Source organism: Micromonospora eburnea (assembly GCF_900090225.1).
Lineage (GTDB): Bacteria > Actinomycetota > Actinomycetes > Mycobacteriales > Micromonosporaceae > Micromonospora > Micromonospora eburnea.
In genome coordinates this window covers 7,014,848-7,034,358 of the sequence record NZ_FMHY01000002.1, presented here as the reverse complement: position 1 = coordinate 7,034,358, position 19,511 = coordinate 7,014,848, and the positions used below count along the sequence as shown (strand labels likewise).

General features: G+C 73.2%; 16 protein-coding genes and 1 pseudogene. 7 read left to right on the top strand and 10 right to left on the bottom strand.

Annotated elements, in window-relative coordinates:
* Positions 1-39: 39 nt before the first annotated feature.
* From GA0070604_RS30930 to GA0070604_RS30915, 4 genes are all read right to left on the bottom strand, one after another.
* The gene (locus GA0070604_RS30930) at positions 40-420 is read right to left on the bottom strand and encodes a TFIIB-type zinc ribbon-containing protein (RefSeq protein WP_091127539.1); all 381 of its coding nucleotides are present in this window, start codon (positions 418-420) and stop codon (positions 40-42) included.
* A gap of 23 nt (positions 421-443) precedes the next feature.
* Entirely contained in the window at positions 444-1,076 is a 633-nt protein-coding gene (locus tag GA0070604_RS30925; protein ID WP_091126616.1) for a phosphoribosyltransferase, read from the bottom strand.
* A gap of 10 nt (positions 1,077-1,086) precedes the next feature.
* On the bottom strand, positions 1,087-2,418 hold the full coding sequence (locus GA0070604_RS30920; RefSeq protein WP_091126613.1) for a glycosyltransferase 87 family protein: 1,332 nt from the start codon (positions 2,416-2,418) through the stop codon (positions 1,087-1,089).
* Between the two features lie 112 nt (positions 2,419-2,530).
* Positions 2,531-5,065, bottom strand: a complete 2,535-nt coding sequence (locus GA0070604_RS30915) for a putative bifunctional diguanylate cyclase/phosphodiesterase (RefSeq protein ID WP_244162132.1) — start codon at positions 5,063-5,065, stop codon at positions 2,531-2,533.
* 670 nt (positions 5,066-5,735) lie between these two features.
* Between GA0070604_RS30915 and moaC the strand changes: the two genes are divergently transcribed.
* Genes moaC through GA0070604_RS30895 form a run of 4 tightly spaced genes read left to right on the top strand, consistent with a single transcriptional unit; the run spans position 5,736 to position 8,478 of the window.
* Positions 5,736-6,227: a cyclic pyranopterin monophosphate synthase MoaC gene (gene moaC, locus GA0070604_RS30910; protein WP_091127536.1), complete on the top strand. Its 492-nt coding sequence runs from the start codon at positions 5,736-5,738 to the stop codon at positions 6,225-6,227.
* Positions 6,200-6,694 carry a MogA/MoaB family molybdenum cofactor biosynthesis protein gene (locus GA0070604_RS30905; protein WP_377593441.1) on the top strand — a complete coding sequence of 165 codons (495 nt, stop codon included), beginning with the start codon at positions 6,200-6,202 and terminating at the stop codon, positions 6,692-6,694. The genes moaC and GA0070604_RS30905 overlap by 28 nt, the downstream gene beginning before the upstream one ends.
* A gap of 37 nt (positions 6,695-6,731) precedes the next feature.
* Complete coding sequence (locus tag GA0070604_RS30900) at positions 6,732-7,991, top strand: molybdopterin molybdotransferase MoeA (RefSeq protein ID WP_091126611.1); 1,260 nt, start codon at positions 6,732-6,734, stop codon at positions 7,989-7,991.
* A 55-nt stretch (positions 7,992-8,046) separates the two neighbouring features.
* Positions 8,047-8,478 carry a molybdenum cofactor biosynthesis protein MoaE gene (locus tag GA0070604_RS30895; RefSeq protein ID WP_091126609.1) on the top strand — a complete coding sequence of 144 codons (432 nt, stop codon included), beginning with the start codon at positions 8,047-8,049 and terminating at the stop codon, positions 8,476-8,478.
* Between the two features lie 16 nt (positions 8,479-8,494).
* Here GA0070604_RS30895 and GA0070604_RS30890 read toward each other — a convergent pair whose 3' ends face one another.
* Complete coding sequence (locus tag GA0070604_RS30890; protein WP_091126607.1) at positions 8,495-9,931, bottom strand: glycosyltransferase 87 family protein; 1,437 nt, start codon at positions 9,929-9,931, stop codon at positions 8,495-8,497.
* A 202-nt stretch (positions 9,932-10,133) separates the two neighbouring features.
* On the bottom strand, positions 10,134-10,679 hold the full coding sequence (locus tag GA0070604_RS30885; protein ID WP_091126605.1) for a DoxX family protein: 546 nt from the start codon (positions 10,677-10,679) through the stop codon (positions 10,134-10,136).
* Between the two features lie 146 nt (positions 10,680-10,825).
* Between GA0070604_RS30885 and GA0070604_RS30880 the strand changes: the two genes are divergently transcribed.
* On the top strand, positions 10,826-11,368 hold the full coding sequence (locus tag GA0070604_RS30880) for a GNAT family N-acetyltransferase (protein WP_091126602.1): 543 nt from the start codon (positions 10,826-10,828) through the stop codon (positions 11,366-11,368).
* Between the two features lie 20 nt (positions 11,369-11,388).
* Here GA0070604_RS30880 and GA0070604_RS30875 read toward each other — a convergent pair whose 3' ends face one another.
* Complete coding sequence (locus GA0070604_RS30875; protein ID WP_091127535.1) at positions 11,389-12,624, bottom strand: ATP-binding protein; 1,236 nt, start codon at positions 12,622-12,624, stop codon at positions 11,389-11,391.
* 144 nt (positions 12,625-12,768) lie between these two features.
* Positions 12,769-13,038, bottom strand: a pseudogene (locus GA0070604_RS34445) (LppU/SCO3897 family protein); the annotation flags it as partial.
* A 575-nt stretch (positions 13,039-13,613) separates the two neighbouring features.
* Here GA0070604_RS34445 and GA0070604_RS30865 point away from each other — a divergent pair.
* On the top strand, positions 13,614-14,621 hold the full coding sequence (locus tag GA0070604_RS30865) for an EamA family transporter (RefSeq protein ID WP_091126598.1): 1,008 nt from the start codon (positions 13,614-13,616) through the stop codon (positions 14,619-14,621).
* Positions 14,622-14,632: 11 nt separating this feature from the next.
* A complete protein-coding gene (locus GA0070604_RS30860) occupies positions 14,633-15,346 on the top strand; it encodes a prepilin peptidase (protein WP_091126596.1) in 714 nt (237 codons plus the stop codon).
* Positions 15,347-15,419: 73 nt separating this feature from the next.
* Here GA0070604_RS30860 and GA0070604_RS32180 read toward each other — a convergent pair whose 3' ends face one another.
* The gene (locus GA0070604_RS32180; protein ID WP_141721416.1) at positions 15,420-16,205 is read right to left on the bottom strand and encodes a hypothetical protein; all 786 of its coding nucleotides are present in this window, start codon (positions 16,203-16,205) and stop codon (positions 15,420-15,422) included.
* Positions 16,206-16,279: 74 nt separating this feature from the next.
* Positions 16,280-19,468 carry a UvrD-helicase domain-containing protein gene (locus GA0070604_RS30850; RefSeq protein ID WP_091126591.1) on the bottom strand — a complete coding sequence of 1,063 codons (3,189 nt, stop codon included), beginning with the start codon at positions 19,466-19,468 and terminating at the stop codon, positions 16,280-16,282.
* Positions 19,469-19,511: the final 43 nt, after the last annotated feature.

Below are 19,511 nucleotides of genomic sequence, written 5' to 3'. Positions count from 1 at the left end.
TGAGCGGACGGGCCGGGACGTGGCCCCGGCCCACGCCGGTCAGTCGAACAACTCGCCGAGGAAGCCGTGGCGCTTCTTGCGCTTGTAGTGGCCGTGGTAGCCGTAGTGCCCGCCGTGCCCGTAGGCCGGCTGCGCGTAGCCGTGGCCGGGCGGTGGCGGAGGGGGCGGCGGGACGGTGCCGTAGGCGGGCTGGTGCGGGGCGGCGGCGGGCGGCGGGGGCGGCGGGGTGTAGCCGGCAGTGGCCGGTGCGGCCTGCGGCCCGGCGTGCTGCCGATTCCAGTTCGCCTCGGCCTCGAACAGCTTCTCTAGCTCGCCGCGGTCGAGGAAGATGCCGCGGCACTCGCCGCACTGGTCGATGATCACGCCGCTGCGCTCGTACTGGCGCATTTCTCCGTGGCACTTGGGGCAGGTGAGCTGCATGGTGTCGACGGTACCGGGTGTTCTCACGCGGTGGCGCTGAGCGCCTCCGTCACCTCCTCGTCGGAGACCTCGTGGAAGTCGTCGTAGTACGCACCGACGGCGGCGAAGTCAGGTGGCGTCTCGGGGCAGACCACCTGGTCGGCCTCGGCGGCCAGCATCTCGTACGCCTCCCTGGAACCGACCGGCACGGCCACGATCACCCGGGCGGCACCCAGGTGGCGGGCGACCTGTACGGCGGCGCGGGCGGTGGCCCCGGTGGCCAGCCCGTCGTCGGCGATGACCGCGCTCTTCCCGGTCAGGTCGAGCGGAGGGCGGCCGGCCCGGTACCGGCTCTCCCGACGGTCCAGTTCGGCCTGTTCACGCTGCCGCACCTCGGCCCGGTCCGTCTCGCTGAGCCGGCCGGCGACCATCTCGTTGAGCACCTGCACCCCGCCGGGGCCGAGCGCGCCGTACGCCACCTCGGGTGCCCACGGGACGCCGAGCTTGCGGACCACCAGCACGTCCATCGGCACGCCGAGCCGCTCCGCGATCACCCGGGCGACGAGCACCCCGCCGCGTACCAGCCCGAGGACGACGACGTCCGGCCGCCCGGCGAGGTCGGTGAGTCGGCCGGCGAGCATGTCGCCCGCCTCGGCCCGGTCGCGATAGGTGGTCATGCTCTCAGGTCTACGCCTTCGCGGCGGGCCGCGTGGCGGAAGTCGCCCGAAAGCCGGGCCGGTAAAGCGCCGGAGGGCCCGCCAGCGCGGGCGCCCAGACCAGCAGGGCGATCGGGTAGAGCAGGTAGCCGAAGCGGGTCGACGGCATCAGCAGGATCGCCGCGAGCAGCCCGTACCCGCAGATCAGCGCGGTGGAGACGGCGGTGCGTGGCGGACGGCGGAGGAGCCGGACGGCGATCGCCACCCCCGTGGCGACCAGCAGCGCGGCGGCGACGACCCGGCCGGCGGGCAGTGCGGTGGCGATGAGGTGCCCGGGGAACGGGGACTGCGCGGGGCTGGTCACCAGACCGTGCCCGAGCGGGAAGCGCAGCACGTTCTCGACCAGGGCGTCCCGGTCGACCAGCAGGGCGGGGAGCAGCGCGAGAATCGGCAGCCCGAGAGCCCCGAGGGCGGCGCGGAGACCAGCCCGGCGGGTGGCGGCCCAGCAGACCAGCACGACCGCCGCCGGCCAGGCGAAGAGCTTCAGCGCGCCGGCCGCGCCGACCGCCAGGCCGGCCCGACCGGGCCGGTCGGCCGCGGCGAGGGCCAGCGCGAGCAGGCAGAGCGCGAGTACGGGCAGGTCGTCGCCGCCGGTCGCCAGGGTGAGCGCGCAGACCGGCAGCACGGTCGCCGCCTGTACGCCCCGGAGCACCGCCGGACCTCGGCCGGCTGCGGCCGGGGCGGATGCGGTCCGCAGCGTGGCCACCGCGGCGGCCAGCACCGCGGCGGTGACCAGGGCGAACCAGATCCGCGCGTCGGTCCACCAGGCGTCGGCGGCGGCCCGGGGCAGCCCGAACAGCGCCATCCCCGGCTGGTACGGGGTGTAACCGAGCAACTGTTCCGCCGGCGGCAGCGCGGCGATCGCGTCGTGGCCCAGGTAGGGGGTGCCGTGCTCGGCGAGCCGGGTGCCGGCGTGCTCGACCACCACCACCTCCTCCTGTGCCCGGTCGGTACGCCCGGCCGCCCGCTGGACGCTCTGCGCCACCAGCGGCAGCAGGGTGGTGGTGGCCCAGGCGAACCCGGCCACCGCCCAGCGGGCGCCCAGCCCGGCCAGCAGCGTGCCGGCGGACCGGCGTCGAGCGAGGAACTGGCCGGCCACGGCGAGCGCCGCCAGCACGTACCCGGCGGTGGCGAGGGCCCCCCAGGCCCGGTGCGGGGTCAGGGTGGAGGTCGCGGCGGTGATCCCGGCGAAGGCCGCCGAGACGGCATAGAGACCCAGGTCGAGGGCGAGGCCGCCGGCTGCGGAGTGGATGCCCGCCCAGCGCCGGGCGGCGGTGGCGGGCCGGTCGGGGTCGGCGGTCACGCTGGCCAGTCTCGCAGACGGCCGCCCGCCCACGTCGTGCCCCTTGTTCGCCTGCGGATCTTGGATGGTCTCCGTTCGCAGCTCGGGGTCAACTCTCCGGGATCCGGGATGGTCATGCGGTCGGGTCGGGGGATCCGGCGGCGGACGTTCGGGCGCGTCCGCCCGAGCGGCGACCCGGCAGGCGGATCACCGCGCCCGCGTCGTGCAGCGGGGGCGCGAGGGTGCCCGGCCGCCCACCCGCGCCCCGCTGAAGGGCGGCGAGCAGCGCCCCGGCCGGCAACGGCCGGGCGAACAGGTGCCCCTGCCCGGCGGCGCAGCCCAACTCCCAGAGCGCCCGGCGCTGCGCATCGTTCTCCACACCCTCGGCGACCACCATCAGGTCGAGGCTGCGGCCCAGGTCCAGGGTGGAGCGGATCACGGCGGCGGCCTCGGTCGCGCTCTCCATCGCGGTGACGAAGCTGCGGTCGATCTTCAGCTCGTGCACGGGGATCCGGGAGAGCAGGGACAGCGAGGAGTAGCCGGTGCCGAAGTCGTCGAGGGCCAGCCGTACGCCGGAGTCGCGCAACCGGCTGAGCACCCGGTCCACCACGTCGAGCTGACTGAGCGTCAGGGTCTCGGTCAGCTCCAGCACGAGACGGTCCGGGGGCAGGTCGTGCGCCCGCAGGCGGGCCAGCACCGCTCCGGGGAAGCGGGCGTCGAGGAGACTGCGCGGTGACACGTTCACCGAGACCGGCAGGTCGAAACCGGCGTCCCGCCAGGTACCGGCCGCGATCAGCGCCTGATCGAGAATCGCCTCGGCGAACGCGGGCAGCAGCCCGGAGCGTTCCACCGTCTCCAGGAAGCGCAGCGGGTCGATCACGCCGTGGGTCGGGTGGTGCCAGCGGGCCAGCGCCTCCGCGCCGATCACCTCGCCGCTGCCCAGGTCGACGATCGGCTGGAAGTTGACGTTGAACTCGTGGTCGGCGACGGCGCGGGGCAGTTCGCCGCCGAGCGTGAGCCGGCCCAGGTCGGCGGTGTCGCGGGTCGGCGCGTACGTGGAGATCCGCCGGCCGGACCGCTTCGCCTGGTACATCGCCACGTCGGCCCGGCGCAGCAACTCAGGCATCCCGCCGCTCGCCGGGGCGGCTGCGATGCCACCGCTGGCCTCCACACTGATGCGCATGCCGTCCAGATCGAGCGGCTCGTGCAGGGCGGCCAGCAGGGCTTCGGCCCGGTGCGCGGCCACCGCCGGAGCGGGCAGCCCGCGCAGCAGGACGGCGAACTCGTCGCCGCCGAGCCGGGCCACCAGGTCACCCGGGCAGGCCGCGGCGCGCAGCCGGTCGGCGACCTGCATCAGCACGCTGTCACCGGCGCCGTGCCCGAGGGTGTCGTTGACCTCCTTGAAGTGGTTGAGGTCGATCAGCACCAGGGCGGTGACGCCGTCGGCGTGCCGGCCGGTCAACTGCTCGGTGCCCTCGTCCAGCAGGTGCCGCCGGTTGGAGAGCCCGGTCAACGCGTCGTGGGTGGCGGCGTACGCGTGCTCCTCGGCGATCCGGGCCAACTCGGCGTACGCCTGGGCGTTGCGGACCGCGGTGCAGAGCGCGGAGGCGAAGGTACGCAGGGTGTACTGCTCCCGCTCGGAGAGCTCGACCGGCCCGGCGAAACGAAGCCGGAGCACCCCGATGTCGCTGCTCCGGTCATGTCCTTCGAGGCGGGTGGCGAGCACGGATCCCTCGACGGCGCTGGGTTTGCCGGCAGGCCCGCGATAGGTGATGAGCCCCCCGGCCCCCCGAACGAGGCGGTCGTCGTCCCGGAGCTCGATGTCGACCTCGTCGGCGGAGAAGAGCTCGGTGGCCTGGGTGACCGCGGTGGTGAGCACCTGGTCCAGATCAACCACGTTGAGTGCGTCGGTGGTGCGGGCGAGGCGCTGCCAGGCGTCCCGCTCCGCCCGGCTCCGTACCCGACTCGAGTTCGCCAGGTGCAGGCTCAGGACCAGAGGCGGGACGATGACCAGGAAGGTCGGGTTGATCCGGAGGATCAGGAGGGTGGAGAGGATCACCGAGAAGCGGGCGAGCACGCTCGCGAGCCGCAGGTCGATCTGCTGGCGAAAGCGATTGAGGATCGGGGTCCGCGTCGCGAAGGCGAGGACGGGGAAAGTCAGCAGCTCGTCCAGCACGACGACCGCCAGATACGCCAGCACCAGGGCGGGAAGGGAGTGGACGATCGGCCCGGACCAGGGCCACGTCCATCCCGAGGCGGCCAGGACCAGTCCGCCCACCGCCGCGAGTGCCATCTCCTTGGCGATGCCGAACGCGAGCTTGATCGGGGCGAGTCGACCGAGCACCCGGGTGACCGCGACACCCACGCCGGTCGCGATCACAACCCACGGCACGGGGGCGACGGCCAAGCCAACGACCGAGGCGGCGTCGGTCCAGGAAATGCCGTGCGTGGTGGCCCGGATGCGAATACGGACATTGACGGTCGCGCCGACCGCGACGAGGAACGCCACGGCGGCGGCCCGCGTGAGGTCCGTCGTTGTCGTCAGTCCCTGGACCTGAATGAGCCGGAGACTGACCAGTGTCGCGACCACTGCGGCAAACACGACGAGACCGACAAGCAGCAACAGCCGCCGATCGGTCCCATTGTCGCGTGCGATGGCGCGAGTCACCTTCTGCCTCCACCGCGCTCGCTCGTAGCGGTGCGTGTATCCGTACTGTACGGCCCGCTCCGGTGCCCGGGAAGGCGTTGATCACAGCCAGTCGTTGCCACGCATCGGCTTCGCCCTTCAGTCGATCCTGCGGAGTCGTTCGTTCGACCCCACCAACATCGGCCATCTTAGGAGTGTTTCAACCAGGTTAGTTCCATTAGATGTCCATATACGCAGAATGCGCCAATGCTGTCACCCCTTGTCACTCGCTGTCTTTGGCTGAAGACTGAACGCGTATTCAGGGTGACGTTCCGATGGTGTGATTATCGAGGTGGGCGTACGAACTGTCTCTAGCCCTTCGGCGCAGGCATGGTGACCTGCTTCGACCTCTCGCGCCTGTCCGACCTGCTGCTCCACGGACAGAAAAAATGTCGTCGCTCTCTGATATGTTCCGAGTTGCGCGGCGGATCGCGCGTTATCTGGCTTTAGGGTGGCTTGCACCTATTCTGATATTAAATACAGCGCTTATTTGAATTCCGTTACCACTCCGTGGAGGGTGGATTGGCGGAGATCCGCCTGCTGGGTGTGCCCGGGCTGTGGCTCGGGGCCGGAAGGCTACCGCTGGGACCCCCGGTCGGCCGTCGGCCGCGGCGCGCTCGACGCGCCGTACGCGATGGGTAGGCTCGCGGCCGTGACCGATCCCGCGCAGCTCACCCATGTCGACGCCGCCGGCGCGGCCCGGATGGTCGACGTCTCCGCCAAGTCTGTCTCCGGCCGGCTCGCGGTCGCCGCCGGCCGACTCCGCACCACACCCGAGGTGGTGGAGCTGTTGCGCCGCGACGGCCTGCCCAAGGGCGACGCGCTGGCGGTCGGCCGGCTCGCCGGCATCATGGGTGCCAAGCGGACCCCCGACCTGATCCCGCTCTGCCACCCGATCGCCCTGCACGGCGTCACCGTCGATCTCCGGCTGACGGCCGACACGGTCGAGATCACCGCGACGGCGAAGACCGCCGATCGGACCGGCGTGGAGATGGAGGCGCTCACCGCGGTGGCCGTCGCCGGTCTCGCCCTGATCGACATGGTCAAGGCCGTCGACCCGGCGGCGTCGGTGGACGCGGTACGGGTGCTGCGCAAGGAGGGCGGTAAGACCGGCGAATGGGTGCGGCCGGAGGATCGGCCGTGATCCGTGCCCGGGTGATCGTCGCCTCCAACCGGGCCGCCGCCGGGGTGTACGCGGACACCAGCGGCCCACTGCTCGTCGCCGGCCTGCGTGAGCTGGGCTGCGAGGTCGACGAGCCGGTGGTGGTGCCGGACGGTGAGCCGGTCGGCGTGGCGCTGCGGTCCGCCCGCGACGAGGGCATCGACGTGGTGTTGACCAGCGGCGGGACGGGCATCACCCCGACCGACCGGACCCCCGAGGTGACCCGTGCCCTGCTCGACTACGAGATCCCCGGCATCGCCGAGGCGATCCGGGCGCACAGCCGCGTCGCCGTTCCCGCCGCCGCCCTGTCCCGGGGGTTGGCCGGGGTGGCCGGCCGGATGCTGGTGGTCAACCTGCCCGGCTCCCGGGGCGGTGCGAAGGACGGGCTGGCGGTGCTCGGTCCGATCCTCCGCCACGCCGTCGAGCAGCTCCGCGGCGGTGACCACTGACCGCACCCGCCGCTCGCACCGGCGCTAGGCTCGGCGAATGAGCACGGAAACCGCAGCCACGGCGGCGCAGGTCGCCGCGCCGTCACCGGTCGAGTGGGCGGAGGCCCGTTCCCGGGTGTACGAGGCCGGTCTCGCCGCCGCGCTCCCCGCGGTCGATCGTCCGCTCGCCGACGCTGACGGCCACACCCTCGCCGAGCCGCTGACCACCCGTACCGACCTGCCGGCGTTTCCCACCTCCAGCGTGGACGGCTGGGCGGTGCGCGGGGACGGCCCGTGGCAGGTGGTGGGTCGGGTGCTCGCCGGGCACACCCCGCCCCCGCTGACCAGCGACGGCAGCACCGTCGAGATCGCCACCGGCGCGATGGTCCCGGCGGGCAGCACGGCGATCCTGCGGATCGAGGAGTCGACCCGGACCGCGGACGGCCGGGTCGCCGGCACCCCGCGCCCGATGGCCGAGTGGCGCGAGCCGGGCGAGGAGGCGTACGCCGGGGAGGAGCTGCTGCCGGCCGGCACGCCGGTCGACCCGGCGCTGATCGGCCTGGCCGCCTCCTGCGGTTACGACTCGCTGCGGGTCCGCCGGCAGCCGCGCGCAGCGCTGCTGGTCTTCGGTGACGAGCTGCTGACCTCCGGCCTGCCGGGCGCCGGCCGGGTCCGCGACGCGCTCGGCCCGGCGGTGCCGGCGTGGCTGCGCCGGTACGGCTGCCAGGTGCACCCGGCCGACGTGGTGGGCCCGGTGGCCGACACGCTGTCCGCGCACGTGGCGGCCCTGCGGGGTGCGCTGGCCGACGCCGACCTGGTCTGCACCACCGGCGGCACCATGCACGGTCCGGTCGACCACCTGCATCCGGCCCTGGCGGCGCTCGGCGCGGATTACGTGGTCAACACCGTGGCGGTCCGTCCGGGCTTCCCGATGCTGCTGGCCCGGCTGGTGGACGGCGACGGCCGGGTCCGGTTCGTGGCCGGACTGCCCGGTAACCCGCAGTCGGCCGTCGTGGCGCTGGTCTCGCTGGTCGCGCCGCTGCTCGCCGGCCTTCAGGGGCGGCCGATGCCGATGCTGCCGCAGGCCACCCTCGCCGAGCCGATTCCAGGTCGCGGCGACCACACCCACCTGGCCCTGGTCCGGTTCGACCGGGCGGCCGGCACCGCTCACCCTTTGCGGCACGCCGGCTCGGCGATGCTGCGCGGGCTGGCCGGGGCGGACGGCTTCGCGGTGATCCGGCCCGGCACCTCGGGCGAGGTCGGGGACCGGGTCCCGGTCGTACCCCTGCCGCTAAGCCCAGGCGAGCGGGCACAGTGAGCGCGAGGAGTGAGCCGGGGTTGCGAGCCCCGCAGTCGCGAACGAGGGAGGCGTAATGAGTACCGCCGAGGTGGTCGCCATCGGCGCGGTGACCGACCGGCCGCTCGACCTGGCCGCGCACGAGGCGGCGGTCGCCGACCGTCGGGCCGGCGCGGTGGTGTCGTTCCAGGGCGTGGTCCGCGACCACGACCACGGCCGCGTGGTGACCCGGCTGGAGTACGAGGGCCACCCCACCGCCGAGCGTGTGCTGCGCGAGGTGGCGGCCGAGGTCGCCGCCGACCCGGAGGTGTACGCGGTGGCCGTGTCGCACCGGATCGGCCCGTTGGAGATCGGCGAGGTGGCCCTGGTCGCGGCGGTCAGCACCGCCCACCGGGCGGCGGGCTTCGCGGCCTGCGCCCGGCTGGTGGACGAGGTGAAGGCGCGGCTGCCGATCTGGAAGCGGCAGGTCTTCGCCGACGGCGCCGAGGAGTGGGTGAACTGCCCCTGACCTCCCGACGGGAGGGTCAGCGGCGGGCGGTGAGCTGGGCGGCGCGGACCAGCCGGTCGTGGTAGAACGCCGGCTCGGCGCCCGGACGCCAGGGCAGCGCCGCGACCAGTGCGATCAGGGCGATCGCCAGGGAGTTCTCCAGCAGCGCGCCGAACAGCCCGTCCTGGTAGTGGGACACCTCGGGGAGTTGGTGTTCGTACAGCCAGATCGGCGAGACCAGGAAGAGCAGGTAGAGCGCGAGTGCGCCGGCCCCGTGCCGCAGACCGGTGAGCGCCGGGTACCAGATCGGCGGGCGCAGCGCCGGCACCCCGCCAGTGGGTGGCGCCGAGGTGGCCCGGGGCAGCAGCGCGCGGCTCGCCTCGCGGCGGCGTACCGCGGCGTCGGCCAGCACGATGATCGCCGGGATGACCCAGACGAGGTGGTGCGACCAGGAGATCGGGCTGATCACGTTGGCGGTCAGCCCGACCAGGGTGAACGCGGTCAGCTCGTCGCCGTCGGCGCGGGCGCTGGCCGCCCGGGAGAACCCGAGCGCCAGCACCAGCACCGCGAAGGCCAGCCAGAGCAGGCCGGGTGCCTCGATGGAGTCGTAGAGCCGGGCGAGCAGGCCGGCGAGCGACTGGTTGGCGGTCATGTCGGCGGCGCCGACCCGCTCGGTCTGCCAGAGCACGCCGGTGAAGTACATCCGTGACTCCGTCCCGACCAGCGCGAACGTTCCGAGGGTCACGCCGACGGCGGTGCCGACGGCGATCATCGCCGCCCGCCACTGCCGGGTGATCATCAGATACGCGATGAACAGTGCCGGGGTGAGTTTGATCGCGGTGGCCAGACCGATGCCGACCCCGGCCCACGCGCCGCCGTAGACGAATCGGGCCAGCGCCGAGTCGGCGGTGTCGTGATGGGTGCCCCGCTTTGCCCGCCACCGCAGGCCGACCATGTCCGCCACGACCAGTGCGAAGAGCAGCAGGTTGACCTGGCCGTAGCCGAGGGTTTCCCGGGACGGCTCGATGGCGACGGCCATCGGCGTGGCGATGCCGACGGTGAACCAGAGTGACCAGCCCAGCCGGTCGACGATCGGGCGCAGCAGCGCGGCGAGCGCGACGGCGAGCGCGGCGATGCTGGCCACCGCGTTCAGCCAGCCGGCGGCGTCGATCGGCAGCCAGGACATCGGCAGCATGACCAGGGCGGCGAAGGGCGGATAGGTGAAGCCCAGGTTCGTCTCGGGTGCGATGAAGTCGTACAGCTCGTTGCCGCTGGCCCACCACACCACGGCACCGTGGTAGATCTTCATGTCGAAGAAGTTGTACGGCCGGCCGAAGGCGCCGATGGCGAGCCAGGCGGCGTAGGCGACGGCTACCACCACGCTGGCGCGTACGGTCGCCCGACGGTCGGTGCCACGTGCCCGGTTACGGAATGGAGCGAGGCGGTCCGCCCGCCGACCGGCGGCCGCCGGCACGCCGTGACCACCCCCGTACCAAGATCGTCTTGCCCGTCCAGGTCCCGCACGGAGCCTAGAACGGTGCCTCACGTTGTTGCCTCCCGCGTTATGCGACCGTGTCCGATCACATACATTTTCGACATTTACCCCGGGTTAACGGGTGCTGAGGGGTTCAGGTGATTAGCGGCCCCGCGGGGGGTGGTGGCCGCGCCGGATGCGGTCAGCCGGGAAGCCGGCGGCCGGTGGCGGCCGAGCGTACGGCGATCTTTGTCTCCCGGCGGGCGGTTCGGACCGCCCGCTGCACGGAGCGCCGCGAGTGGCTGATCCGGTGACCCGCGCGCCAGCGCAGTCCGGGTTTCCCGCCGGTGTCCGCGGCGGCGAGGAGCAGGCCGCCGAACAGCCCGAGGTTCTTCAGGAAGTGGATCTGGTTGTGGTTCCGCTGCACCGGGTCGTCGCTGCTCCAGAAGGGATGGCCGGCCAACGTGGTGGGCACCAGGGTGCCGGCGAGGACGAGCGCGGCGGGCCGGGCGAACCGGCCACTGGCCAGCATCAGCCCGCCGACGAGCTGGGTGGCCGCGTTGGCCCGGATCAGTGTCTCGGTGTCGGTCGGGATCCGGGGATGCAGACTCTGGATCATTGGGGCGGCCCGGTCGGTGAGTGGCTTCGCGACGGGGAGCACGCGGCCGGGGTTCTTGAGGGTGTTGGCACCGCTGACCACGAAAATGCCGCTCAACATGATGCGGGCGAGGGAACGCACGGGCTTCATGGCTCAGTCATACCCCGTCGCGGCGGCCGCCACCCGGCCAACACCCGAACGGGATCGGCCGACATGGACGTCCGGGCCGGCTCGCCGACGTACCGATTTCAGCGACCGTCGCGGATGGACCGGGTACGCGCGGTAACGTCGCGCGGGTGACGACGCTGCGACTGCGACCCGAGGGCCCGGCGGACGAGGAGCCGGTGGCCCGGGTGCTGGCCGGCGCCTTCGCCCGCCCCGACGTGGCCGCGCCGCCCGAGGTGGGTCTGGTCGACGAGCTCCGGCGCAGCGACGCCTGGATTCCGGAGCTGGCCATGGTCGCCGAGTACGGCGGCGAGGTGGTCGGCTACGCCCTGCTGACCCGGGTCCGGGTGCGTTCGGACGGCGGATCGGTCCTGGCTCTGGCGCTCGGCCCGGTGGCGGTCGCACCGCACCGGCAGCGGATCGGGCACGGCACGGCGGTGGTGCAGGCGGCCCTGGACGCCGCCACCGAATTGGGCGAGCGGCTGGTGGTGGTGCTCGGCGATCCGACGTTCTACCGCCGCTTCGGGTTCAGCCGGGCGGACCGGATGGGGTTGACCAGCCCGTGGTCCGGGCTCGGGGAGCCGTGGCAGGCGGTGGTGCTGCCACCGTCCGACGACGAGGCGCCGCCGCCGCAGGGCGAGGTCGTCTTCCCGGCGCCCTGGTCAAGGGTCTGACGCGCGGTCCGCCGGTGTCGTCAGGCCGGCTGGGTACGCAGGTAGCGGCCGAAGTGCGGGACGGTGAAGGCGACCGTGCCCCGCTCGCCGGAGTAGATCAGCCCCTTCTTGATCAGCGCGTCCCGGGCCGGCGAGAGGCTGGCCGGCTTGCGGCCCAGCGCACGGGCGATCTCGGCGGTGGGCACCGCCGCATCCATGTCGTCCCGCCCGCTGTCCTCCCCCTCGACCAGGGACAGGGACGCCATGGCCCGCATGTACTCGCGCTCGGCCGGGGTGGCCCGTTCGAACCGGGAACCGAAGAAGCCGACGGCCAGTTCGGCCTCCGCCTCGGGCGCGGCGACCCGGACGTCGGCGGCGGTGATCGGCGAGCGCGGTGCGTTGTCCCAGGTGGCCTTGCCGTACGCCTGGACGAAGTAGGGGTAGCCGCCGGATTTCTCGTAGAGCAGGTCGAGGGCCTTCGGCTCGTACTCGACCTCCTCCCGCTCGGCCGGGGCGCAGAGCGCCTGGTCGGCGGCGATCCGGTCGAGCCGGTCGATGCGCTGGTAGCGGAAGAGCCGCTCGGAGTACGACTTCGCCGCGCTCAGTACGGCCGGCAGGTGCGGCAGGCCGGCGCCGACGACGATCAGCGGCGCGCCGAGCTGGGACAGCTCGTGGCAGGCGGCGCAGAGCGCGGAGACGTCCTCCGCGCCGAGGTCCTGCATTTCGTCGATGAAGACGGCGACGCCGGTGCCCACGTCGGTGGCGACCGCCGCGGCGTCGGTGAGCAGCTCGACCAGGTCGATCTCGATGTCCCCGGAGTCGGCCCGGCCGCTGGCCGCCGGTACGTCGATGCCGGGCTGCCAGCGGTCGCGCAGCTTCGGCGCCGCCCCACCCCGGCCGGTGGGGCTGGCGCGCTGGGCGAACGCCTTGAGTACGCCGAGGAAGCCGTCGATCCGGTCCGGGGCGCGGTGCCGGGGGGCCAGCTCGCGGACCGCCATGTGTAGCGCGGCGGCGATCGGCCGGCGCAACGACTGGTCCGGCCGGGCCTCGATCTTGCCGGTGCCCCAGAGGTGGTTGATCGCCTGCGAGCGGAGGGTGTTGAGCAGGACGGTCTTGCCGACCCCGCGCAGGCCGGTGAGCATCAGGCTGCGTTCGGGGCGGCCCCGGGCGATCCGCTCCAGCACCACGTCGAAGACGTCCAGCTCGCGTCCTCGCCCGGCGAGTTCGGGCGGGCGCTGGCCGGCGCCGGGGGCGTACGGGTTGCGGACCGGATCCACGAATCGCACAGTATCGGGCGATCTAGCTGCGAGGCTAGACATCCGTAGATGCGGGTATCGGCGTGTCGGCACCGTCGAGGCAAAACTAGGGCTATCTAGCATGGACGCTAGACAGCCCTAGTTTCGGTTATCAGACTGCGGTGGTCAGCGCCGCTTGAGGCAGAGCACGAAGTCGAGCGTGTCGAGTTCGCTGTCGTAGAAGTACCAGTCGGTGTAGCCCTTGACCTTGGCGCACTTCGTCTCGGCGTCCTTCTTGCCGCTGGTCGGGCCGTCGATCCGGTCCAGCACCTGGTACGTCTTCGCGCCGCACTCGCTGATCAGCAGCTTCGGCTGATCGGCTGCCCCCTCGTTGCGTACGCACTGGCCGGCCTTCACGAACCGCGGATCGGTCGAGGACGCCGGGGCCGCGGCGGTGGTCGCCGGAACCGCCGCCTCGTCAGAGGACGCGGTGGTCGCCGGGGTGAGGGCACCGCTTCCGCCCGCCGGGGCCGAGTCGTCCCGGCCGACGAACCAGTACGCCCCGGCGCCGCCGAGCACCACCAGCACGGCCAGCAGCGCGACCAGCGGACCCTTGCCGCGCTTCGGTGCCGCCGGTTCGGCGTACGGCTGCTGCCCGTAGTCGGGATCCGCCGGGTACTCCTGGTACGCCGCTGGGCCGGCCGGCTGCCCGGCGTCCCAGGAGACAGGCGCCTCGTACCGTTGCGCCGGTGGCTCGGCCCAACCGCCGGGCTGGGTCGGTGGCTCGGCCCAACCGCTGGCGGGCTGCGGCGGTGGCTCGCCCCAACCGCCGGGCTGGTCGGCGTAGCCGGGGTGGTGGCGCGGGTCGGCGGCGTACCGGTCCTCCGGTCGCCGCCCGCCCCACGGCTCGGGGGAACCGCCGCCCGGTGGTCCGAAGTTCGCCATGAACGTCCTCCTGGATACGCCGTTGCTGAGAGGCCGGCCACCAAAGGGGGACGCCGACGCCCCGGTCACCGTAGCGTGGTCGACCGATGAGCTCACGCCCCCGGAGTGCGACGCCGACCGTCGCCCACGCTCCCGCCGCCGCCCGTCCTGCCCTGATCTGGACGGCGTTGGCCCTCGTCTACGTGCTCTGGGGCTCGACCTACCTGGGCATCCGGGTAGCGGTCGAGTCGTTGCCGCCGTTCACCTCCGCAGTGGCACGGTTCGCCGCGGCGGCCGTGGTGCTGGCCGTGGTGCTGCGGTTCCGCCGAGGGCCGGGGGCGCTCCGGGTAGACCTGCGGCAGCTCGGGTCCGCCGCGCTGGTCGGCCTGCTGCTGCTCGCCGGCGGCAACGGCCTGGTGGTGCTCGCCGAGTCCGGGCCGGCCGGGAAGGCCGTGCCCTCCGGCATCGCGGCGCTGCTGGTGGCCACCGTCCCGCTCCTGGTCGTGCTGCTGCGTACGCTGGGCGGTGACCGCCCCCGACTGTGGACCTTCGCCGGGGTGACCCTCGGCTTCGTCGGCCTCGTGCTGCTCGTGCTCCCCGCCGACGGTCCGGGCACCGTGCCGTTGGCCGGCGCGTTGACCGTGGTCGCCGGGGCCGTCTCCTGGTCGGTCGGCTCCTTCCTCTCCGGGCGGATCCGGATGCCGGACGACCCGTTCGTGGCCACCGTCTACGAGATGGCGGCCGGCGCGCTGGCGCTCGCCGTGGTCGCCGCCGTCCGGGGCGAGTTCGCCGACTTCTCCCCCGCCGACGTGACCGCCCGCTCCTGGGCGGCACTGGCGTACCTGATGGTGGCCGGCTCCCTGGTCGCCTTCACCGCGTACGTCTGGCTGCTGCACCACGCCCCGATCTCCCTGGTCGCCACCTACGCGTACGTGAACCCGGCGGTCGCGGTGGCGCTCGGCGCGCTGCTCGCCGCCGAGCCGGTCACCCACCAGGTGCTGCTCGGCGGCGCGGTCATCGTCGCCGGGGTGGCGGTGGTGGTGAGCACCGAGCGCCCCCGTAAGCCCGTGCCGGACCCGGCCGACGGGGCAGCCCCGGAGCTGGCTCGCCGGTAACATTCCGGCCCGTGTCCGCCGGGTTGCTGACAGTCGCCACATTTCTCGGCGCGCTGGCCGGCTGGGTCGCCGTCCCGCTGGCCCACCGCTTCACCGGGCCGTGGCCTGTTCCGTCCGCCGGTCCGGCGGACGGCCGGGGTGTCAGGCCGTTGCCCGATCGGGTTGCCGGGCCGGCGTCCGGTCGGGGTGTCGGACGCCGGCCCGGCGAGCGACTCGGCGTGAGCCTGGTGGGTGCGGTGGTCTTCGGCGGACTGGCCGCCGCACGGGGTGCCGCGCCGGAACTGCCGGCGCTGCTGCTGGTGGGCGCGGTCGGGTTGGTGCTCGCCCTGGTGGATCTGGCCTGCCTCCGGTTGCCCGACCGGTTGGTGGCCCTCGCCGCGATCGCGGGCGGGCTCGGCCTGACCGGCGCCGCGCCGGCCGCCGGCGCGGGCCGGCTGCTCCCCGCGCTGGCCGGCGCGGCCACCGCCTTCGCCGGGTACGTGCTGCTCGCGCTCCTGCCCGGTTCCCGGCTCGGCTTCGGCGACGTCAAGCTCGCCACGGCCCTGGGTCTGCCGCTCGGCTGGCTGGGCTGGCCGACCCTGGCGCTCGGCCTGCTCCTGCCGCATCTGCTCAACGGTGTCGTGGTGCTCGCCCTGCTGGCTGCCCGTAAGGTGCGCCGGGACACCGCACTGCCGCTCGGCCCCGCGATCCTGGCCGGTGCCTGGCTGGCGGTCCTGTTCGCCTGATCCCGGGCTCGCGCCCCCGCACGGGAGTGGGTCCGGGCCCGCGGTAGGCGCCGCCCGACGATCCGGCGACGTCCTAGCTGCCTGCGCCCCAGCGCCGGCGCAGGCCCTTGCCGGTGGCCAACGCGAGCAGCGAACCCACCACGACGGTGCCGAGCCCCAGGGCCACAAGGGGCCCGGATGACGTGCCGGTCGTGGGCAGGACGGGTTCGCTCGGTGTAGCGCTGACGGTGCTGGACGGTGTCACGCTGACGGTGCTGGACGGTGTCACGCTGACGGTGCTGGATGGCGTCACGCTGACGGTGCTGGATGGCGTCACGCTGACGGTGCTGGATGGCGTCACGCTGACGGTGCTGGATGGCGTCACGCTGACGGTGCTGGATGGCGTCACGCTGACGGTGCTGGTCGGTTGCGAGACAGGGGTGAGGGTGACGGTCATCATGGCGCCTCCGGCCGAGATGTTGTTCTGGAACGGCACCGACACACCGTCGACCGTGACGGATACGGGCTGCTGCAGGGCACAACCGCTGACGGAGGTATCGACGGTCAGGCCGAACTGCGTCGCCATACCCGTCGGGATGGTCGTGTCGACCATTCGGGTAAGGATGAAGTTGGGCGCCTCGAAGGCGACCTGGTCGGTCGAGAGCGTGTGCGTGGTGACGTTCTCCAGTCCGCACTGGCCGTTGGTGGCGACGACGACCTGGATCGTCGATCCAGCACGAGTGTCGGCCAGCGCGGCGGTTGGCGCCGCCAGGAGCGCCCCCGTCCCGACGCCCGCGATGCCGACGGCCAGCAGGGTCCGACCACGCCGACGCTCCTGCCCGCGCCGTACGTCACTGATGGAACTCGAAGGTTTCGTCATGTCCGTCAGAATATGAGCGGATTGGCGCCTTCGTCTCGTTTATCCAAATTGACCCCTTCTTGGGGGTTCTTCTTTCAGATCAGGCGGAGTTGGCGGTCCTTCGGGCGGCGGGGTTCGGCCTCGCCGAAGCGTTCGAAGAGCCCCGGGTCGATCACGTCGAGGAACGGGGACGGGCGGCACTCGCGTTCCGCGCCGTGCCGGCTACGCCGGGCGGCGTGGCTGACGTACAGCCGGTCCTGGGCCCGGGTCAGGCCGACGAAGAACAGCCGCCGCTCCTCGGCGACCGCGTCGTCGTCCGGCTCCGATCCCGGCCAGCGCAGCGGCAGCAGCCCGTCCTCGGCGCCGACCAGGAAGACCACCGGGAACTCCAGCCCCTTGGCCGCGTGCAGAGTGAGCAGGGTGACCGCCTCGGCGCGCGGGTCCAGGGCGTCCACCTCCGCCCCGGTGGCGAGCTGGGAGAGGAAGAGCCCGAGGTCGTCACCGCAACGCCGGGCCAGCGGCGCGAGCAGGTCCACCGCCGTACGCACGTCCTCCGGGCGGACCGAGCCGGAGCTGTCCAGCGTCGGCACGGCGAAGCGTTCCGCCAGAACCTGCCCGGCCAGCCGTACCCGGGCGGCCAGCGAGCCGTCGAGCCCGGCGTGCCGCAGCTCGCGGGCGATGGCCAGCACCCCGGGCCGGTCGCGGAGCCGGTCGTGCGAGCGCTTCTGCACCGGGATGTTGGCCCGGGCGAGGGCGTCCAGCACCGGAGCGGCCTGCGCGTCGGTGCGGTAGAGCACCGCGATGTCGGAGAACGACAACGAGGTGGACCGGCCGTCGATCCGGCCCGAGTCGAGCGAGCGGTGAGACAGGCCGCCGACCAGGTCGTCGATGGTGCGTACCACGAAGTCGGCCTCGTCGGCGACGGACGCCGCGGCGTACCGACCGACCAGCGGGGCCTCCGGGTCGAGGCGCGCCGGGTCGAGCCGGCGGCCACGGACCAGCGACGACGGTGCGATGGCCTGCACCGCGGCGGCCAGGATCGGCGCGGAGGAGCGGTAGTTGCGGTTCAGCCGGACCAGCCGGGCGTCGGTGAAGTCCTGGGAGAAGCGCAGGAAATAGCCGACGTCGGCGCCCCGGAACGAGTAGATGGCCTGGTCGGGGTCGCCGATCGCGCAGAGGTTGCCGTCGGCCGGGCTGAGCAGCCGCAGCAGTTCGTACTGGACGGCATCGACGTCCTGGTACTCGTCGACGAAGATCCACTTCCAGCGTTCCCGGTACTCGCGGACCAGCTTCCGGTCCCCGCCGAGCAGCGCCACCGGCAGGGTGAGCAGCTCGTCCAGGTCGACCAGGTCCCGCTTGCGCAGCAGCGCGGTGTACCGCTCGTCGTCGTCGCCGGACTCGGCCCGGGCCGCGGCCCGGTCGGCGTCGTCGGCGATCCGGAAGTCCGCCGGCAACCCCGCGGCCTCGGCGTTCTCCCGCAGGATGGTCAGCCCCAGCGAGTGGAACGTGCCGACCGTGACGTCCTCGGCCACCGGGCCGAGCAGCCCGTCCAGGCGGTGCCGCAGCTCCTCGGCGGCCCGCCGGGTGAACGTGATCGCCAGGCACTGCTCCGGGAAGACGTTCAACTCCGCACAGAGGTACGCGATTCGGTGGGTCAGCGTACGGGTCTTCCCGGTGCCCGGACCGGCCACGATGAGCAGCGGACCACCCGGCGCGGAGGCGGCCACCCGCTGCATCGCGTCGAGCCGGTCCAGCAGGCCGGTGCCGACCTCCTCCATGCCGGCGAGCATCGGCTCGAACGGCTCGTGCGGGGAGGGCACCGGCGCGATCGGTGGCGGAGGCGGCGGGGCCGGCTTCCGCTTCGGCTCCGCCCTGGCCGCCGCCGGGCGAGCGGCCTTCGGTTTCGGCGCCGGCTCCGCGGGCCTCCGCTGCGCGGGCACGGGTACGTCGAAGAGCGCCTCCTGCCCGACGGTCCCGCCGCTGCCCAGCTCGTCCGGGTCGAAGAGGGTGATCACGCCGTACTCGCCGTCGTAGCCGGGGACCCGGCGTACCTCGCCCCGGCGTAGCCGGCCGATGCCCTCGGCGAGCAGTTCGCCGCCGATCCGGCCGATCTCGTCCAGCGGGGTGCTGGTCAGGATCTCCAGCTCCGGGCCGAGCGCCGCGATCAGCTCGGTGAGCTTCCCGTCGACCTTCTTCGAGCGGGCGCCCACCTTGTTGATCTCACCGAGGATCTCGGCCAGCGGCACCAGGTGGGTCACCTCGCGGGCGTGCGCCGGCCGGTGCCCCGCAGGCCGGTCGGCCAGCTCGTCGACCCGGCTCAGTACGCCCACCGTCAGCGGCTTGCCGCACTCCGGGCACCGTCCACCGGCCGCCCGGGTCCGCTCCGGCGACCAGTTGACGCCGCAGAGCCGATGCCCGTCGGCGTGGTACTTGCCCTCCTCCGGAAAGAACTCGATGGTGCCGGCCAGCCCGTCCCCGGTCCGCAGCGCCTCCCGCATCGCGAAGTAGTCGCGGGCCGAGGCGAACACGGTGGCCTCGCGGCCCAGCGCCGGCAGGGAGTGCGCGTCGGAGTTCGACACCAGCCGGTAGCGGTCCAGGCTGCCGACCCGCCAGTTCATCTCCGGGTCCGAGGAGAGACCGGTCTCCACCGCGAAGACATGCTCGGCCAGGTCGGCGTAGCAGTCGGCGATGGCGTCGAAACCGGACTTCGAGCCCAGCGCGGAGAACCAGGGAGTCCAGATGTGCGCCGGCACCAGGTAGCCGTCCGGGCTGGCCTCCAGGGTGATCTCCAGCAGGTCCCGCGAGTCCAGGCCGAGGATCGGCCGCCCGTCCGAACCGAGGTTGCCGATCCGCCCGAGCGCGGCGTTGAACCGGGCCACCGCGTCCAGGTCCGGCAGGTAGATCAGGTGGTGCACCTTCCGGGTCCGGTCGTCCCGCTTGTAGATCGTGGAGATCTCCACGCTGAGCAGGAACCGGGCCGGGTCACTCTCCGCCTCGCTGGCCAGCCGGGGCGGGAGCTGGCGGGCGATGTCCCGCTCCGCCTCCGGGCTGAGCCGGAACAGGCCGGGCTCGGCCGGATGCAGGGTCTCCCGCAGGTGGTCGTACCAGGCGGGATGGGTGAAGTCGCCGGTGCCGAGTACGCCGATGCCCTTGCGCCGGGCCCACCGGGCCAGGTTCGGCAGGGTCAGATCGCGGCTGCACGCGCGCGAGTACTTCGAGTGGATGTGCAGATCCGCGACGAACGGCGAAAGGCCACCGGGGGGTGCGGCGCTGAACGGAGGCACGCCGCATCCTGTCACGCCCGACACGGTGCCCGCCTTCCGCCAC

What these genes read in the sequence shown, in the direction of transcription:
- GA0070604_RS30930 (WP_091127539.1), bottom strand. Translation starts at nt 420, where the DNA reads ATGCAGCTCACCTGCCCCAAGTGCCACGGAGAAATGCGCCAGTACGAG.
- GA0070604_RS30925 (WP_091126616.1), bottom strand. Translation starts at nt 1,076, where the DNA reads ATGACCACCTATCGCGACCGGGCCGAGGCGGGCGACATGCTCGCCGGC.
- GA0070604_RS30905 (WP_377593441.1), top strand. Translation starts at nt 6,200, where the DNA reads ATGGGTGCGGCCGGAGGATCGGCCGTGATCCGTGCCCGGGTGATCGTC.
- GA0070604_RS30900 (WP_091126611.1), top strand. Translation starts at nt 6,732, where the DNA reads ATGAGCACGGAAACCGCAGCCACGGCGGCGCAGGTCGCCGCGCCGTCA.
- GA0070604_RS30895 (WP_091126609.1), top strand. Translation starts at nt 8,047, where the DNA reads ATGAGTACCGCCGAGGTGGTCGCCATCGGCGCGGTGACCGACCGGCCG.
- GA0070604_RS30885 (WP_091126605.1), bottom strand. Translation starts at nt 10,679, where the DNA reads ATGAAGCCCGTGCGTTCCCTCGCCCGCATCATGTTGAGCGGCATTTTC.
- GA0070604_RS30865 (WP_091126598.1), top strand. Translation starts at nt 13,614, where the DNA reads ATGAGCTCACGCCCCCGGAGTGCGACGCCGACCGTCGCCCACGCTCCC.
- GA0070604_RS32180 (WP_141721416.1), bottom strand. Translation starts at nt 16,205, where the DNA reads ATGACGAAACCTTCGAGTTCCATCAGTGACGTACGGCGCGGGCAGGAG.